This is a genomic window from Burkholderia sp. AU15512, assembly GCF_002223325.1.
In the GTDB taxonomy this organism is placed as follows: domain Bacteria; phylum Pseudomonadota; class Gammaproteobacteria; order Burkholderiales; family Burkholderiaceae; genus Burkholderia.
In genome coordinates this window covers 422,077-437,845 of the sequence record NZ_NKEX01000003.1, presented here as the reverse complement: position 1 = coordinate 437,845, position 15,769 = coordinate 422,077, and the positions used below count along the sequence as shown (strand labels likewise).

Genomic DNA, 15,769 nt, shown 5'->3' with positions numbered 1-15,769 from the left:
ACTGCTGCGCGCAACGGGCCCTCGCCCGCAACCGAGCCTTTCTCTGTCACCGATGATGCACGACGATCCGAACGAAGCCGGCCTGCCGCCGCACGACGACGCCATTCCCGATGAAGCCGCCGAAGGCGCCGACGCAGTCAATCCGCTGCACCACCGCCGCATCCGCAGCTTCGTGACGCGCGCCGGCCGCGTGTCGACCGGCCAGCGCCGCGCGATGGACGAACTCGGCCCGCGCTTCGTGGTGCCGTATGCGCCGGAACTGCCCGACTGGAACGCCGTGTTCGGCCGCAGCGCACCGCGCATCCTCGAGATCGGCTTCGGCATGGGCGCATCGACCGCGGAAATCGCCGCGAACCGCCCCGGCGACGACTTTCTCGGCGTCGAGGTGCACGAGCCGGGCGTCGGCGCGTTGCTGAAGCTGATCGGCGAGCAGGATCTGTCGAACATCCGCATCATCCAGCACGACGCGGTCGAAGTGCTCGAGCACATGCTCGCGCCGGAAAGCCTCGACGGCGTGCACATCTTCTTCCCCGACCCGTGGCACAAGGCGCGCCACCACAAGCGCCGGCTGATCCAGCCGCCGCTCGTCGCGCATCTCGCGTCGCGCCTGAAGCCCGGCGCGTACATTCACTGTGCGACCGACTGGCAGAACTACGCAGAACAGATGCTCGACGTGCTCGGCGCGGAGCCGACGCTCGAAAACACGGCCGCCGACTACGCGCCGCGCCCCGACTACCGCCCGGTGACGAAGTTCGAACGGCGCGGGCTGCGGCTCGGCCACGGCGTGTGGGATCTGGTGTTCCGCAAGCGCGCTGGCTGAGCCCTCCCGCTGGGTCGGGCGCACGCCGCCCTGCTCCGGACAAGCAAAAGCCCGACCGGCCTACGCCGATCGGGCTTTTGCTTTTTCATGCGAGGCGCGCCCGCCTTCGTGTTCGCGTCACGCCCAGTTCAGCCAGCCGCTGTACCCGACCAGCAGCACGAACAGCCCGAACGCGATCCGGTACCACGCGAACACCGTGAAATCGTGCGTCGCGACGTAGCGCAGCAGCCAGCGCACGCACACGAACGCGCTGACGAACGCCGCGACGAGGCCAAGCGCGAACAGGCCGAGCGAATCGACGGTGAACGCCTGCCAGTCCTTGACGGTTTCATAAAGTGTCGCGCCGAAGATGATCGGGATCGCGAGGAAGAACGAGAATTCGGTGGCGACGCGCCGGTCGAGGCCGAACAACATCCCGCCGATGATCGTCGAGCCCGAGCGCGACATGCCGGGAATCAGCGCGAAGCACTGCGCGATGCCGACCTTGAGCGCGTCGAGCGGCGTCAGCGCATCGACCGACACCACGCGCGGCGGCTCGCTGCGTTCGCGCTGCCGCGCCTCGGCCCACAGGATGATCGCGCCGCCCACGACGAGCGCGAACGCAACGGGAACCGGCGAGAACAGCACGGCCTTGATCTTCTTCTCGAACAGGAGGCCGAGCGCAATGGCGGGAATCGTCGCGATCACGACGTTCAGCGTGAAGCGCCGCGCGTCGGGCCGGCTCGGCAGCCCGGACACGATGGACGCGATCCGTTGCCGGTATTCCCAGCAGACCGCGAGGATCGCGCCGAACTGGATCACGACGTCGAACGTCTTCGCGTGTGAATCGTTGAAATTCAGGAAGCTGCCCGCAACGATCAGGTGACCGGTGCTCGACACCGGCAGGAATTCCGTCAGCCCCTCGACGACGCCGAGGATCAAAGCCTTGCAGATCAGGATCCAGTCCATCCGTGGCCCAACTCCGAAATGGTCGAATGAATGAGCCACTCTTCCACGCGCGGCCCCCCTCCGGCCGAGCGCGGTGCGTCGTCACTTTTCGACGATCGCCACGCGTATGCCGTTTGTAAGAATCGTAATTGTACCGGGTTCGTAGTTCACCCCGGCAAATTGCAGCTGTTCGGGCTTGAACGTGTAGATCGGGTAGTTGGTCAGCAACTGCGTCGCGAGCAGGCCGGCGGCCGCGCCGACCTGCTGCGCGTACATCTGCGCGTCGCCGTCGAGCGCGAGGCTGTCGACGGCCGGCGACTTCAGCACGACCGAGCGGCTCGGCGCGTCGTAAGCCAGCTGGCCCGACACGGTGAACTTGCCGCTGACGGGCGCACGCAGGAACGGGCTCACGAAATGCGCGTCGAGCTGCACGGCCACGCGGTTCTGGTCAGGCAGCAGGTTGACGGCCGGGTTCGCGAGCGACACGTCGACGACCTGCGCGACCGTCTTCTGGTACGGGAACTTGCGCGCGACGGCTTTCTGCACGTCACCGCGCGAGAACGTGTAGTGATCGGGGATGAACGGGAACGTCGACGCGCACGCGGCGAGCGACAGCGTCACGCCGATGGCGCCGACGGTTGCGGCGAAAAAACGGCGCCGGCCGGGCGCGCAAGGTGCGGTCATACTGAACACTCTCCTGGTTGCGACGGCCGCGTCGCGGCCTCGAGACGCGTGAGCCACGCGAGCGCGTCGTCGCGCGACGCGCCGCACATGTCCGCGGCCGGCTGCAGCCCGGAGCAGCACGCGGGCCGCTCGGGTCGGCCGAAGATCCGGCAGCGCAGATCGTCGCCGAGCTGCACGCAGCGCACGCCGGCCGGCTTGCCGCCGGGCATGCCCGGAATCGGGCTGGAAATCGACGGCGCGATGCAGCACGCGCCGCAGCCCTCGCGGCACGCATGCGGCGGCGGGACGGCTGACGCCGGGCGGACAGGCAATTCGACGGACACTCGGCTCTCTCGAACGAACAACAAAAAACGGTGCGGCAACCGGACGCGGTGCCGGCAGCCCCACCCCGCATTGTGCCATCGCCGGCTGCGACGTTATTACACAATGCAGCCCAATCGCGCGTTTATATACTCGAAAGCATCTAAAAAGCGCGAGACCGTCATGCATTCTGGTTCTGCCGACACACTGTTCCGTCCCGATTTGCTCGCGAAATACGGCGCGAACGGGCCGCGCTATACGTCGTACCCCACCGCGCTGCAGTTCCGCGACGATTTCGACCCGGCCGACTACGTGCGCGCGGCAACCGACCCCGGTGCATTGTCGAGCGAGCTGTCGCTGTACTTCCACATCCCGTTCTGCAACACCGCGTGCTTCTACTGCGGCTGCAACAAGATCGCGACCAACAACCACCGGCGCGCGCGCCCGTATCTCGACCAGCTCAAGCGCGAGATGGCGCTGCAGGCCGCATTGTTCGATCCCGCGCGCCCGGTCACGCAGCTGCACTGGGGCGGCGGCACGCCCACCTTCCTGTCCGACGACGAAACGGCCGAGCTGATGGCGGCCACCCGCGAGCACTTCGGGCTCGCGCCGGATGCCGACGCCGAATTCTCGATCGAGATCGACCCGCGCACGGTCACGCCCGCGACGCTCGTCCACCTGCGCAACATCGGCTTCAACCGGCTGAGCCTCGGCGTACAGGATTTCGATCCGGTCGTGCAGCAGGCGATCAACCGCATCCAGCCGCTGGCGATGACGGCCGACCTGCTCTCCGCCGCGCGCACGACGGGCTTTCATTCGGTGAGCGTCGACCTGATCTACGGGCTGCCGCACCAGACCGTGTCCGTGTTCGCGCGCACGCTGGAAACGATCATCGAACTCGCACCCGACCGGCTGTCGGTGTTCGGCTACGCGCACATGCCGCACCTGTTCAAGATGCAGCGGCAGATCGACGACGCGACGCTGCCGCCGCCGGAAACGCGCATCGCGCTGCTCGGCCTCGCGATCGACATGCTGACGTCGGCCGGCTACGTGTACATCGGGATGGACCACTTCGCGCGGCCGTCCGACGAACTCGTGCGGGCGCAGAAGAACGGCACGCTGCAGCGCAATTTCCAGGGCTACAGCACGCGCGCGGATACCGACCTCGTCGGCTTCGGCGTGTCGTCGATCGGCAAGGTCGGCGACGTCTACGCGCAGAACGCGAAGGACCTGCCCGCGTACGGCGCCGCGCTCGACGCGGGCCGGCTGCCGATCGCGCGCGGCGTGCGGCTCACGCCCGACGACCGGCTGCGCCGCGACGTGATCACGCAGCTGATGTGCAACCTCGACCTGCCGTTCTCGCACGTCGAGGCCGCGCACGGCATCCGCTTCGCCGAACACTTCGCGCGCGAACTCGACGCGCTGCTCCCGTTCGAGCGCGACGGGCTGCTGACGGTCGCGGCCGACCGCCTAACGATCCATCCGGCCGGCCGGATGGTCGTGCGCAACATCGCGATGGCATTCGACGCGTATCTCGGCCAGATGCCGCAGCAGCGCTACTCGCGCACGGTCTGAGCCTGACGGGCCCGGCCGGCCGCACGCGGGCGGCCGGTTTGATACAGTGTGGGGCTTACCGCCCCGCCAGAATCCGCACGATGCGCACCACCAAAGCGACCCACGCGGTCGAACGCCTGAAGACCCGCTCCGGCAACCCGCAATTCGCGGCCGTCGCGATGGCGGGCGGCCTGTTTTATCTCGTCGACCGCTCCGGCGGCACCGCCGAGAAGCGCTGCGAGCCGCTGCCGCTCGACGAGTTCGTCAAGTTCGTCGACGAATTCGGCCCCAAAAAACCGCGCAAGGCGAGCAAGCTCGACCTCGCGTTCGAGGCGCAGATCAAGAAGAGCAAGGGGTAAAGGTCTGTTGCAGGCCGCCTGAAGGCTTCGCGGCCGCCCCGTTTGGTACAATCACGAAGTTTCTCTATCCCCGCTGATGGCCGACGAGGCTGCGTGACCACACCATGAATATCGAAAACGCGCGTTTCAACATGATCGAACAACAGATCCGGCCGTGGGACGTGCTGGATCTCGACGTCCTGGGCCTGCTGTCGATCGTCAAGCGTGAAAACTACGTTCAGGCCGAATACCGCGATCTCGCATTCGCCGATCTCGAACTGCCGCTGCCGGGTGGCGGCAAGATGCTGTTCCCGCGCGTCGAGGCACGCGTGCTGCAGGAGCTGACGGTCAAGAAGCACGAGAACGTGCTCATCATCGGCGCCGGCTCGGGCTACCTGGCTGCGCTGTTCGCGCACCGCGCGCAGCACGTGACGGCCGTCGAAATCGACCCGACCAACGCGAAGTTCGCGGAAGACAACCTGCGCAACGACGGCGTGACCAACGCGGAAGTCGTCCTCGGCGACGGTTCGCGCGGCTGGGCCGGCAAGGCGCCGTATGACGTGATCTGCGTCGCGGGCGGCCTGCCCGTCGTGCCGCAGGAAATGCTCGAACAGCTGAAGGTCGGCGGCCGCCTCGCGGCATTCGTCGGCGGCCGTCCGGTGATGAAGGCGCAGATCATCACGCGCATCGACGACAAGCAGTACCGCGTCGCCGACGTGTTCGAAACGTACATCGACCACCTCGTCAACGCGATCGAGCCGTCGCGCTTCAAGTTCTGAGCGGCGGAGCCACCATGCAGATCCTGACGGCCGCGATGCTCGCGGAATGGCTCGGCGACAAGGCGCGCCCGGCGCCGGTCGTGCTCGACGTGCGCGAACCGTGGGAAATCGCGACCGCGCACATCGCTGGCAGCGTATCGATCCCGATGCAGCAGATTCCCGCGCGCAGCGAAGAGCTCGACGACGAAGCGGAAATCGTCTGCGTGTGCCATCACGGGATGCGCAGCGCGCAGGTCGCGATGTTCCTCGAATCGCGCGGCTTCACGAAGCTGTACAACCTGCAAGGCGGGATCGACGCGTGGTCGCGCGACGTCGATCCGGCCGTGCCGCGTTACTGATCCTGCCCGCGGCGCATCACGCGCCGCCGCGCCGATCGGCACCCTGCCGCCGGCCACACTGATCCCCCGAACGGGCACGCATCGCGTGCCCGTTGCTCTTTTCCGCTCCGGTCAGCCACCTCAACAGCGCTGCGCCCGCGCCCTGCCTGCGTGGTGCGAAGTCATGGTGCACGACGGCTCCCGCACCGCGTGCAGGTGCAGGCACCGGAACGGGGAACCCCGACCGTGCACCATTTGCGCCCGTGAACCTGCACCGCGACGGACCGCGCATGCTGCACGACGCGTCATGCGCACCGTCCCGACGCCCCGCACCGCCCCGCGCAGGCACGCCGGACGTGCATCCGCACGACTGGCACATGCCTTGCGTTACTCGTTGGCCGACGCCTTCACGGCGCGCATATCCAACACGACAAGGGGATCCCGATGAAACGTCGCAGTCTGTTGAAGTTCGGTTCGATGGCCGGCGCACTCGCGCTCGCGGGCAAGAGCCCGTTCGCTCACGCGGCTGACGCGGGCACCGGCCCGATCAAGGTCGGCATCCTGCACTCGCTGTCGGGCACGATGGCGATCTCGGAGACGTCGCTGAAGGACACCGCGTTGATGACGATCGCCGACATCAACAAGAGCGGCGGCGTGATGGGCCGCCAGCTCGAACCCGTGGTGGTCGATCCCGCGTCCAACTGGCCGCTGTTCGCGGAGAAAGCGCGCCAGTTGCTCACGCAGGACAAGGTCGCGTGCGTGTTCGGCTGCTGGACGTCGGTGTCGCGCAAGTCGGTACTGCCGGTGTTCGAGGAACTGAACGGCCTCCTCTACTACCCGGTGCAGTACGAAGGCGAGGAAATGTCGCGCAACGTGTTCTACACGGGCGCCGCGCCGAACCAGCAGGCGATCCCGGCCGTCGAGTACCTGATGGGCGCGGAAGGCGGCGGCGCGAAGCGCTTCTTCCTGCTCGGCACCGACTACGTGTATCCGCGCACGACCAACAAGATCCTGCGCGCGTTCCTGAAATCGAAGGGCGTGAAGGACGCGGATATTCAGGAGGTCTACACGCCGTTCGGCCATAGCGACTATCAGACCATCGTCGCGAACATCAAGAACTTCTCGCAAGGCGGCAAGACGACCGTGATCTCGACGATCAACGGCGACTCCAACGTGCCGTTCTACAAGGAACTCGGCAACCAGGGGATCAAGGCGACCGACGTGCCGGTCGTCGCCTTCTCGGTCGGCGAGGAAGAGCTGCGCGGGATCGACACGAAGCCGCTCGTCGGCCACCTCGCCGCGTGGAACTACTTCATGTCGGTGAAGAACCCGACCAACACGAAGTTCAAGGACCAGTTCGCCGCGTGGGTGAAGGCGAACAACCTGCCGGGCGGCGCGAAGCGCGTGACCAACGACCCGATGGAAGCGACCTACGTCGGCATCCATATGTGGAAGCAGGCCGTCGAGAAGGCGAAGAGCACCGACGTCGACAAGGTGCGCGTCGCGATGATCGGCCAGACCGTCGCCGCGCCGTCGGGCTTCACGCTCGCGATGGACGGCAACCATCACCTGCACAAGCCGGTGATGATCGGCGAAATTCGCGGCGACGGGCAGTTCAACGTGGTGTGGAAGACCAAGACCGCGGTGCGCGCGCAACCGTGGAGCCCGTTCATCGCGGGCAACCAGGGCAAGCCGGACATCGTCACGTCGATCCCGGCCTTCCTGCGCCGGCAGCGCGCGGCGCTCGCCTGATGCAGCGCAGTACGTCGCGTGTCACGCGCGACGTACTGCTCGCACGCCGATGCCGACCCCGCTGCACGGGCCGCGCTTGCCGTGACGAACCGCACGCGCCCGCGCATCGCCGCACGCATCCGCTTTCCCACGCCCGACAGGATTTCCCGATGCCTACACGCTTTCGCCGAGCCGCCGCCGCGATCGTCGCGTGCGCTGCCCTCGCGGGCGGGTTGCCGCACACCGCGTTCGCGCTGACGGCCACCGATACCGCCGCGCTCGCCGGCGACGACTTCGATGCGAAGACGGCCGCGATCGAACGGCTCGCCGCCGACGCCGATCCGCGCGCCGTCGCACTGCTCAACGCGCTGTCGACCGGCGACGCGCTCGCGACCGGCGACGGCCGCCTGCTGATCCAGACCGGCGACACCGCACACGACGCGCTCACGCAAGCCGCGACGCCGGCCGGCGACGCGCAGCCCGTGATGCTGAACAACCTGCTGCGCACGAAGATTACGGGCGCGCTGTCGGGGCTCGCGCTCGCGTCGCCCGACGTCGCCGCACGCCGCGACGCGATCGATGCGTTGCTGAAATCGCCCGACCCGGCGCTCAAGCCGATGATCGACCGCGCCCGTGCAAAGGAAACCGATCCCGCACTGAAACGCCGCCTCGATGCGTTGTGGGCGATCGCCGCGCTGCACGACGCCGATCCGGCGAAGCGCCTCGAAGCCGCGCAGGTGGTGGCCGCGCGCCAGGACCTCGACATGATCGAGCAGTTGCGCCCGCTCGTCGCGAAGAACGCCGACGGCAGCTACGCGGAGCCCGACGCGCGCGTGCGCGACGCCGCGCAGCAAGGTCTCGACACGTTGCACGCGTTGCAGCGCCGCGGCGAGATCGTCGGCACGCTGTTCGCCGGACTGTCGCTCGGCAGCGTGCTGCTGCTCGCCGCGCTCGGCCTCGCGATCACGTACGGATTGATCGGCGTGATCAACATGGCGCACGGCGAATTCCTGATGATCGGTGCGTACGCAACCTATGTCGTGCAGACGCTGATCCAGCGCTATGCGCCCGGTGCATTCGACTGGTATCCGCTCGTCGCGGTGCCGGTGTCATTCGTGACGGCCGCGCTCGTCGGCATCGTGCTCGAACGGCTCGTGCTGCGACACCTGTACGGGCGCCCGCTCGAGACGCTGCTTGCCACCTTCGGCGTGAGCCTGATCCTGATCCAGGCGACGCGGATGCTGTTCGGCGCGCAGAACGTGCAGGTCGTGAACCCGTCGTGGATGAGCGGCGGCGTGACCGTGATGCAGAACCTGATCCTGCCGTACAACCGGCTCGCGATCCTCGCGTTCGCGCTCGCCGTCGTATTCGTCGCGTGGGCCGTGCTGACGAAGACGCGGCTCGGCCTGTTCGTGCGCGCCGTCACGCAGAATCGCCGGATGGCCGCGTGCGTCGGCGTGAAGACCGCGCGCGTCGACGCGTATGCCTTCGCGTTCGGCGCGGGCATCGCGGGCCTCGGCGGCTGCGCGCTGTCGCAGATCGGCAACGTGGGCCCCGACCTCGGCCAGAACTACATCATCGATTCGTTCATGGCGGTCGTGCTCGGCGGCGTCGGGCAGATCGCCGGCACCGTGCTCGGCGGCTTCGGGCTCGGCCTCGCGAGCAAGGCGATCGAGCCGTTCTGGGGCGCCGTGCTCGCGAAGATCGCGGTGCTCGTGATGATCGTGCTGTTCATCCAGAAACGTCCGCAGGGCATGTTCGCCCCGAAGGGCCGCAGTGCGGAGGCTTGACGTGACTTCATTCACCCACTCCCTGTCGAACCCGGCTGCCGACTCGCCGCAGCCGGCTGCCGCCGCACGCACGGCAGACGGTTTCGCGCTCGGCCTGCCGCCCCGCCCCGCCCTGCTGTCGCGGCGTGCGTGGCTCGCGCTGATCGCGCTATGCGTCGCGATCGGCATCGGCGTGCCGCTCGCCGCGCTCGTCGCGCCCGAGTCGAGCGCGTTCCATCTGTCCGCGTACGCGATGACGCTCACCGGCAAGCTGATGTGCTACGCGATCGCCGCGCTCGCGCTCGATCTCGTGTGGGGCTACTGCGGGATCCTGAGCCTCGGCCACGGGTTGTTCTTCGCGCTCGGCGGCTATGCGATCGGCATGTACCTGATGCGCGAGATCGGCCGCGACGGCAAGTACGGCAGCGACCTCCCCGACTTCATGGTGTTCCTCGACTGGCACCAGTTGCCGTGGTACTGGAGCGGCACACAGCATCTCGCGTGGGCGCTCGCGCTCGTCGTGCTCGTGCCGGCCGTGCTCGCGTGGGTGTTCGGCTTCTTCACGTTCCGCTCGCGCGTGAAGGGCGTGTACCTGTCGATCATCACGCAGGCCATGACGTTCGCCGCGATGCTGCTGTTCTATCGCAACGAGACCGGCTTCGGAGGCAACAACGGCTTCACCGACTTCAAGCGCATCGCGGGCTTCGCGATCACGTCGCCCGGCACGCGCACGGTGCTGTTGCTGCTGACGTTCGCGACGCTCGTGCTCGCGTTCATCGCCGCGCGCGCGATCGTCACGAGCAAGCTCGGGCGTGTCGTCACCGCGGTGCGCGACGGCGAGACGCGGCTGATGTTCCTCGGCTACAGCCCGCTCGCGTACAAGCTGTTCGTGTGGACGGTGTCGGCCGTGCTGTGCGGGATCGCGGGCGCGCTGTACGTGCCGCAGGTCGGCATCATCAACCCCGGCGAGATGTCGCCCGGCAACTCGATCGAGATGGCGATCTGGGTCGCGGTGGGCGGACGCGGCACGCTGATCGGGCCGATCGTCGGCGCGTTCGCGGTGAACGGCGCGAAGAGCCTGTTCACCGCCTACTTCGCCGAATACTGGCTGTTCTTCCTCGGCCTGATCTTCGTGCTGGTGCCGCTGCTGCTGCCGCGCGGGATCATGGGCCTCGTCGAAACCGTGCTCGCGAAGGGGAAACGCGCATGAACGGAACGGCCCTCTATCAATTCACGCCGCCGCCCGAGGACGAAGGGCGGGCCGTCAGCGGCACCGCGTCGATGGGGCGCGTGGTGCCGGCCGGCATCGACACGTCGCACGGCACGATCCTCTACCTCGAGGATATCGAGGTGAGCTTCGACGGCTTCCGCGCGCTGAAGAAGCTGTCGCTCGCGATCGACGCGGGCGAGCTGCGCTGCGTGATCGGCCCGAACGGCGCGGGCAAGACGACGATGATGGACGTGATCACCGGCAAGACGCGCCCCGATGCGGGCAAGGTGTTTCTCGGCCAGACGATCGACCTCGCGCGGATGAACGAGCCCGAGATCGCGCGCGCGGGCATCGGCCGCAAGTTCCAGAAGCCGACCGTGTTCGAACAGCATCCGGTGTGGGAGAACCTCGAGCTCGCGATGCAGACCGACAAAGGCTGGCTCGCGTCGCTGCGTGCAAAGCTCGATCGCACCGCGCAGGCGAAGATCGAGGAGACGCTCGCGCTGATCGGCCTCGAAAGCCAGGCCTTTCGCGCGGCCGGCGAGCTGTCGCACGGGCAGAAGCAGCGGCTCGAGATCGGCATGCTGCTGATGCAGCGCCCCGCGCTGCTGCTGCTCGACGAGCCGGCGGCCGGGATGACCGACCACGAGACGATGGAGCTCGCCGAGCTGCTGAACACGCTGCGCGGCACCTGCTCGATGATGGTCGTCGAGCACGACATGGAATTCGTCGCGGCGCTCGCGGGCGACACGGGCCGCGTGACGGTGATGGCCGAAGGCGCGGTGCTCGCGCAAGGCACGCTCGACCAGGTCAAGCGCGACGACGCGGTGATCGAGTCTTACCTTGGACGATGATGCGATGCTGAAGATCGATGCACTGAACCAGTACTACGGCGGCAGCCACATCCTGCGCAACGTGAGCCTTGCCGCCGACGACGGCAAGCTCACCGTGCTGCTCGGCCGCAACGGCGTCGGCAAGAGCACGCTGCTGCGCTGCCTGATGGGCGTCGTCGCCGCGAAGAGCGGCAGCGTGTCGTGGCGCGGCACGGCGCTCGGCGCGATGCCGCCGTATGCGCGCGTCGCGGCCGGGCTCGCCTACGTGCCGCAGGGCCGCGACATCTTTCCGCGGCTGACCGTCGAGGAAAACCTGCTCGTCGGCGCGGCGAGCCGGAAGGCGCCGTCCAAGGTGCCCGATCGTATCTACGACCTGTTCCCGGTGTTGAAGGACATGCGCGCGCGACGCGGCGGCGACCTGTCGGGCGGCCAGCAGCAACAGCTCGCGATCGGCCGCGCGCTGATGAGCGAGCCGCAGTTGCTGATCCTCGACGAGCCGACCGAAGGCATCCAGCCGTCGATCATCCAGGACATCGGCCGCACGCTGCGCCAGCTCGTCGACGAATCGAAGATGACCGTGCTGCTCGTCGAGCAGTATTACGACTTCGCCCGATCGATCGCCGACCGCTACTGGGTGATGAGCCGCGGCGAGATCATCGCGGGCGGCGACGCGCACGAGATGGAAGCGAACGGCGTGCGCGAGCTGATCGCGGTGTGACGTGCAGAGATTCCGACCTCGCGATCCTTGCGTTGATTATTTGCGGAACATCAAATGAAGTCGCTATTTTCCACAAACACTCAACGCGTATCCGACCAGGAACATGCGCCGGCTGACGCGGTGACCGACACCACGCCAACAAACCAGGTGTAGCGGCGCCAGCAACGTGGCGTCATTTCCACACCACTTCCCCGAGCGCGCACGGAGCGGATTCGCGGCTCTGCCGCATCTGGCGCTTTCACGGCGCGCGGCATCTGCATTATTGTTGCGGTAGCATCCTCGTTCCCCGCGCCCGTCCCCTGCTTCCCGCCGATGTCCGCCCCCGATTCCCACGCCCCGCTGTCCCGCCCCGCCGTCGCCAAGTCGTGGCGCGGCCGCCTCGAACTCGGCTTCGAGCGGCACGGCGCGCGCACGACGCTCGCGCACCGGCTGCACGACGGCCCGCTGCGCGTGCAGCGGCCGCTGTACCCGGAAGGCGATGCGATCTGCCACGCGGTGATCGTCCACCCGCCGGGCGGCGTCGCGGGCGGCGACCGGCTCGACATCGACATCGCGCTCGGCGACGGCACGCACGCGGTGCTGACGACGCCCGGCGCGACCAAGTGGTACAAGTCGAACGGGCTGGACGCGACGCAGCGCATCGGCATCACGGTCGGCGAACACGCGAAGCTCGACTGGCTGCCGCAGAACAACCTGTTCTTCGACGCGGCGCATGCGTCGCTCGCTTTCACGGTCAAGCTCGGCGCGGGCGCCAGCGCGATCGGCTGGGACGCAACGCAGCTCGGCCGGCAGGCGGCCGGCGAAACCTGGTCGGCGGGCCGCATCGCATCGACTTCAGCGCTCGTCGATGCCGACGGCCGGCCGCTGTGGACCGAACGCGCGCTGCTCGATGCGCACGACCCGCTGCGCGGCGCGCTGCAGGGTCTCGCCGGCTTTCCCGCGTACGGCACGCTGTGGGCCGCCGGCGCCGCGTGCGACGCCGCGCTCGCCGAATCGCTCGCCGCGCGGATGCCGTTCGACGGCACGCTGCGCGCGGGCGCAACCTGCGTGACGCCGGGCGTCGTGCTGATCCGCGCGCTGTCGACGTCGATGGAAGCGTTGCAACGGCACTTCACCGAGTGCTGGCTGCACCTGCGGCCGATCGTGCACGGCGTCAACGCGCGGCCGCTGCGTCTCTGGCAAACCTGAGCGCGGTCATTCCACGCACCGTTTCGGCGCAGCGTCTCGGCCGGCGCTGCACGCTGCCCATGCATCGCGCACCACAAGCGCGCATCCGGCTGCGTTCCATGCACATGGCACGCGCCTTGCTCCTTACATAACCGATACACGACGCACGCAAAACAGCGCGGTGCTACGATGAACCGCGCGTTCGCCCCGTTGCGCACGCACCGATAACAATTACGTTTTCCTGAACGTTTGCCTTCATGAAACTGACTCCCCGCGAGAAGGACAAGCTGCTGATCTTCACGGCGGCGCTGCTGGCCGAGCGCCGTCGCGCACGCGGCCTGAAGCTCAACTATCCGGAGGCGGTCGCCTTCATCACCGCCGCGCTGATGGAAGCCGCGCGCGACGGCAAGACGGTCGCCGAAGTGATGCATTACGGCACGACGCTGCTCACGCGCGACGACGTGATGGACGGCGTGCCGGAGATGATTCCCGACATCCAGGTCGAGGCGACCTTCCCCGACGGCACGAAGCTCGTGACCGTTCATCACCCGATTCCGTGAGGCCCCGCATGATCCCCGGCGAAATCCTCACCGACGACGGCGAACACGAACTGAACGCGGGCCGCGCGACGCTGACGCTCGTCGTCGCGAACACCGGCGACCGCCCGGTGCAGGTCGGTTCGCACTACCACTTCTTCGAGGTCAACGACGCACTGTCGTTCGATCGCGCGGCCGCGCGCGGCTTTCGCCTGAACATCGCGGCCGGCACCGCGGTGCGCTTCGAGCCGGGCCAGACGCGCACCGTCGAACTGGTCGCGCTCGCGGGCGATCGCGCCGTCTACGGTTTTCAAGGCAAGGTGATGGGGCCGCTGTAAGCCGCGCCCCGCTCTTCAGGAACAACACATGACACTACGCTTGAGCCGCCGCGCGTACGCGGAAATGTTCGGGCCGACGACGGGCGACCGCGTCCGGCTCGCCGATACCGAGCTGCTGATCGAGATCGAACGCGACTTCACGACCTACGGCGAGGAAGTGAAATTCGGCGGCGGGAAAGTGATCCGCGACGGGATGGGCCAGTCGCAGCGCGTGGCCGCCGACGTGCCCGACACGATCATCACGAACGCGGTGATCCTCGATCACTGGGGCATCGTGAAGGCCGACATCGCGATCAAGCACGGCCGCATCGCCGCGATCGGCAAGGCCGGCAACCCGGACATCCAGCCGGGCGTGACGATCGCGATCGGCGCCGCGACCGAAGTGATTGCCGGCGAAGGGCTGATCGTGACGGCCGGCGGCATCGACACGCACATCCACTTCATCAGCCCGCAGCAGATCGACGAGGCGCTCGCGTCGGGCGTCACGACGATGCTCGGCGGCGGCACCGGGCCGGCCACCGGCACCAACGCGACGACCTGCACGCCGGGCCCGTGGCACATGGAGCGGATGCTGCAGGCCGCCGACGGCTGGCCGATCAACCTCGGCTTTCTCGGCAAGGGCAATGCGAGCCTGCCGCAGCCACTCGTCGAGCAGATCGCGGCCGGCGCGATCGGGCTCAAGCTGCACGAGGACTGGGGCACGACGCCCGCGGCGATCGACAACTGCCTGTCCGTCGCCGACGACACCGACACGCAGGTCGCGATCCACACCGACACGCTGAACGAAGGCGGCTTCGTCGAATCGACGGTCGCGGCGTTCAAGGGCCGCACGATCCACACGTACCACACCGAAGGCGCGGGCGGCGGCCATGCGCCCGACATCCTGAAGGTGTGCGGCGAGTCGAACGTGCTGCCGTCGTCGACCAACCCGACGCGCCCGTACACGATCAACACGCTCGACGAGCATCTCGACATGCTGATGGTGTGCCATCACCTCGATCCGTCGATCGCCGAGGATCTCGCGTTCGCCGAATCGCGGATCCGCCGCGAGACGATCGCGGCCGAGGACATCCTGCACGATCTCGGCGCACTGTCGATGCTGTCGTCCGACTCGCAGGCGATGGGCCGCGTCGGCGAGGTGATCATCCGCACCTGGCAGACCGCGCACAAGATGAAGGTGCAGCGCGGCGCGCTGCCGGAAGACAGCACGCGCAACGACAATTTCCGCGCGAAGCGCTACGTCGCGAAGTACACGATCAACCCGGCGCTCACGCACGGCATCGCGCATGAAGTCGGCTCGATCGAGCCGGGCAAGTGGGCCGACCTCGTGCTGTGGGAACCGGCGTTCTTCGGGATCAAGCCGACGATGATCCTGAAGGGCGGGATGATCGCGATGGCGCAGATGGGCGACCCGAACGCGTCGATTCCCACGCCGCAGCCGGTCCACTATCGCGAGATGTTCGCCACCCGCGGCGGTGCGCTCGCGCGCACGTCGCTGACCTTCGTGTCGCAGATGGCCGCCGACGCGGGCATCGCGGAGCGCTACGGGCTCGCGAAGCAGATCGTGCCGGTGCGCAACTGCCGCAACGTGACGAAGGCCGACATGATCCACAACGCGTGGCGCCCGTCGATCAGCGTCGACCCCGAAACCTACGACGTGATCGCCGACGGCCAGTTGCTCACCTGCGAGCCGGCCACCGTGCTGCCGATGGCGCAGCGCTATTTCCTGTTCTGACCTGATTGCCGGC

General features: G+C 67.8%; 17 protein-coding genes. 14 read left to right on the top strand and 3 right to left on the bottom strand.

From position 1 onward, the window contains the following. Positions 1 to 52 precede the first annotated feature (52 nt). Complete coding sequence (trmB, locus tag CFB43_RS04505) at positions 53 to 820, top strand: tRNA (guanosine(46)-N7)-methyltransferase TrmB (protein WP_089439409.1); 768 nt, start codon at positions 53 to 55, stop codon at positions 818 to 820. A gap of 117 nt (positions 821 to 937) precedes the next feature. Here trmB and CFB43_RS04500 read toward each other — a convergent pair whose 3' ends face one another. From CFB43_RS04500 to CFB43_RS04490, 3 genes are all read right to left on the bottom strand, one after another. Beyond that, a complete protein-coding gene (locus tag CFB43_RS04500; RefSeq protein ID WP_046545097.1) occupies positions 938 to 1,768 on the bottom strand; it encodes an undecaprenyl-diphosphate phosphatase in 831 nt (276 codons plus the stop codon). A gap of 81 nt (positions 1,769 to 1,849) precedes the next feature. Further along, positions 1,850 to 2,431, bottom strand: coding sequence for a DUF1439 domain-containing protein (locus CFB43_RS04495; RefSeq protein ID WP_089494247.1), 582 nt, complete (start codon positions 2,429 to 2,431; stop codon positions 1,850 to 1,852). After that, entirely contained in the window at positions 2,428 to 2,754 is a 327-nt protein-coding gene (locus CFB43_RS04490) for a YkgJ family cysteine cluster protein (RefSeq protein WP_226204536.1), read from the bottom strand. The genes CFB43_RS04495 and CFB43_RS04490 overlap by 4 nt, the downstream gene beginning before the upstream one ends. Before the next feature lie 160 nt (positions 2,755 to 2,914). Here CFB43_RS04490 and hemN point away from each other — a divergent pair, with 160 nt between their 5' ends. The 13 genes from hemN (at position 2,915) to ureC (ending at position 15,756) form a co-directional block, all read left to right on the top strand. After that, complete coding sequence (gene hemN / locus CFB43_RS04485; protein ID WP_089494246.1) at positions 2,915 to 4,306, top strand: oxygen-independent coproporphyrinogen III oxidase; 1,392 nt, start codon at positions 2,915 to 2,917, stop codon at positions 4,304 to 4,306. A gap of 80 nt (positions 4,307 to 4,386) precedes the next feature. Further along, entirely contained in the window at positions 4,387 to 4,644 is a 258-nt protein-coding gene (locus CFB43_RS04480) for a hypothetical protein (RefSeq protein WP_006488573.1), read from the top strand. A 104-nt stretch (positions 4,645 to 4,748) separates the two neighbouring features. Then, positions 4,749 to 5,402: a protein-L-isoaspartate O-methyltransferase family protein gene (locus CFB43_RS04475; RefSeq protein WP_089494245.1), complete on the top strand. Its 654-nt coding sequence runs from the start codon at positions 4,749 to 4,751 to the stop codon at positions 5,400 to 5,402. A gap of 14 nt (positions 5,403 to 5,416) precedes the next feature. After that, positions 5,417 to 5,740 carry a rhodanese-like domain-containing protein gene (locus tag CFB43_RS04470; protein WP_089424695.1) on the top strand — a complete coding sequence of 108 codons (324 nt, stop codon included), beginning with the start codon at positions 5,417 to 5,419 and terminating at the stop codon, positions 5,738 to 5,740. A 423-nt stretch (positions 5,741 to 6,163) separates the two neighbouring features. After that, entirely contained in the window at positions 6,164 to 7,471 is a 1,308-nt protein-coding gene (urtA, locus tag CFB43_RS04465; RefSeq protein WP_089439406.1) for an urea ABC transporter substrate-binding protein, read from the top strand. Between the two features lie 149 nt (positions 7,472 to 7,620). Beyond that, positions 7,621 to 9,240 (top strand): urea ABC transporter permease subunit UrtB, encoded by a 1,620-nt coding sequence (gene urtB, locus CFB43_RS04460; RefSeq protein WP_089494244.1) that lies wholly within the window; start codon positions 7,621 to 7,623, stop codon positions 9,238 to 9,240. Position 9,241: 1 nt separating this feature from the next. Then, positions 9,242 to 10,429: an urea ABC transporter permease subunit UrtC gene (gene urtC, locus CFB43_RS04455; RefSeq protein ID WP_089494243.1), complete on the top strand. Its 1,188-nt coding sequence runs from the start codon at positions 9,242 to 9,244 to the stop codon at positions 10,427 to 10,429. Continuing rightward, positions 10,426 to 11,283: an urea ABC transporter ATP-binding protein UrtD gene (gene urtD, locus CFB43_RS04450; RefSeq protein ID WP_089494242.1), complete on the top strand. Its 858-nt coding sequence runs from the start codon at positions 10,426 to 10,428 to the stop codon at positions 11,281 to 11,283. The genes urtC and urtD overlap by 4 nt, the downstream gene beginning before the upstream one ends. Positions 11,284 to 11,287: 4 nt before the next feature. Next, positions 11,288 to 11,980: an urea ABC transporter ATP-binding subunit UrtE gene (urtE, locus tag CFB43_RS04445; RefSeq protein ID WP_089495248.1), complete on the top strand. Its 693-nt coding sequence runs from the start codon at positions 11,288 to 11,290 to the stop codon at positions 11,978 to 11,980. 312 nt (positions 11,981 to 12,292) lie between these two features. Next, positions 12,293 to 13,168: an urease accessory protein UreD gene (locus CFB43_RS04440; protein WP_089494241.1), complete on the top strand. Its 876-nt coding sequence runs from the start codon at positions 12,293 to 12,295 to the stop codon at positions 13,166 to 13,168. A 236-nt stretch (positions 13,169 to 13,404) separates the two neighbouring features. After that, the gene (ureA, locus tag CFB43_RS04435) at positions 13,405 to 13,707 is read left to right on the top strand and encodes an urease subunit gamma (protein WP_006406310.1); all 303 of its coding nucleotides are present in this window, start codon (positions 13,405 to 13,407) and stop codon (positions 13,705 to 13,707) included. An 8-nt stretch (positions 13,708 to 13,715) separates the two neighbouring features. Next, entirely contained in the window at positions 13,716 to 14,021 is a 306-nt protein-coding gene (locus tag CFB43_RS04430) for an urease subunit beta (protein ID WP_046545089.1), read from the top strand. Between the two features lie 28 nt (positions 14,022 to 14,049). Next, positions 14,050 to 15,756, top strand: coding sequence for an urease subunit alpha (ureC, locus tag CFB43_RS04425; protein WP_089494240.1), 1,707 nt, complete (start codon positions 14,050 to 14,052; stop codon positions 15,754 to 15,756). The last annotated feature ends 13 nt before the right edge of the window (positions 15,757 to 15,769 follow it).

Bases quoted from the DNA above. Each gene is read 5' to 3' on its own strand.
- trmB (WP_089439409.1), top strand. From the start codon at position 53: ATGATGCACGACGATCCGAACGAAGCCGGCCTGCCGCCGCACGACGAC.
- CFB43_RS04500 (WP_046545097.1), bottom strand. From the start codon at position 1,768: ATGGACTGGATCCTGATCTGCAAGGCTTTGATCCTCGGCGTCGTCGAG.
- CFB43_RS04495 (WP_089494247.1), bottom strand. From the start codon at position 2,431: ATGACCGCACCTTGCGCGCCCGGCCGGCGCCGTTTTTTCGCCGCAACC.
- hemN (WP_089494246.1), top strand. From the start codon at position 2,915: ATGCATTCTGGTTCTGCCGACACACTGTTCCGTCCCGATTTGCTCGCG.
- CFB43_RS04480 (WP_006488573.1), top strand. From the start codon at position 4,387: ATGCGCACCACCAAAGCGACCCACGCGGTCGAACGCCTGAAGACCCGC.
- CFB43_RS04475 (WP_089494245.1), top strand. From the start codon at position 4,749: ATGAATATCGAAAACGCGCGTTTCAACATGATCGAACAACAGATCCGG.
- CFB43_RS04470 (WP_089424695.1), top strand. From the start codon at position 5,417: ATGCAGATCCTGACGGCCGCGATGCTCGCGGAATGGCTCGGCGACAAG.
- urtA (WP_089439406.1), top strand. From the start codon at position 6,164: ATGAAACGTCGCAGTCTGTTGAAGTTCGGTTCGATGGCCGGCGCACTC.
- urtB (WP_089494244.1), top strand. From the start codon at position 7,621: ATGCCTACACGCTTTCGCCGAGCCGCCGCCGCGATCGTCGCGTGCGCT.
- urtD (WP_089494242.1), top strand. From the start codon at position 10,426: ATGAACGGAACGGCCCTCTATCAATTCACGCCGCCGCCCGAGGACGAA.
- urtE (WP_089495248.1), top strand. From the start codon at position 11,288: ATGCTGAAGATCGATGCACTGAACCAGTACTACGGCGGCAGCCACATC.
- CFB43_RS04440 (WP_089494241.1), top strand. From the start codon at position 12,293: ATGTCCGCCCCCGATTCCCACGCCCCGCTGTCCCGCCCCGCCGTCGCC.
- ureA (WP_006406310.1), top strand. From the start codon at position 13,405: ATGAAACTGACTCCCCGCGAGAAGGACAAGCTGCTGATCTTCACGGCG.
- CFB43_RS04430 (WP_046545089.1), top strand. From the start codon at position 13,716: ATGATCCCCGGCGAAATCCTCACCGACGACGGCGAACACGAACTGAAC.
- ureC (WP_089494240.1), top strand. From the start codon at position 14,050: ATGACACTACGCTTGAGCCGCCGCGCGTACGCGGAAATGTTCGGGCCG.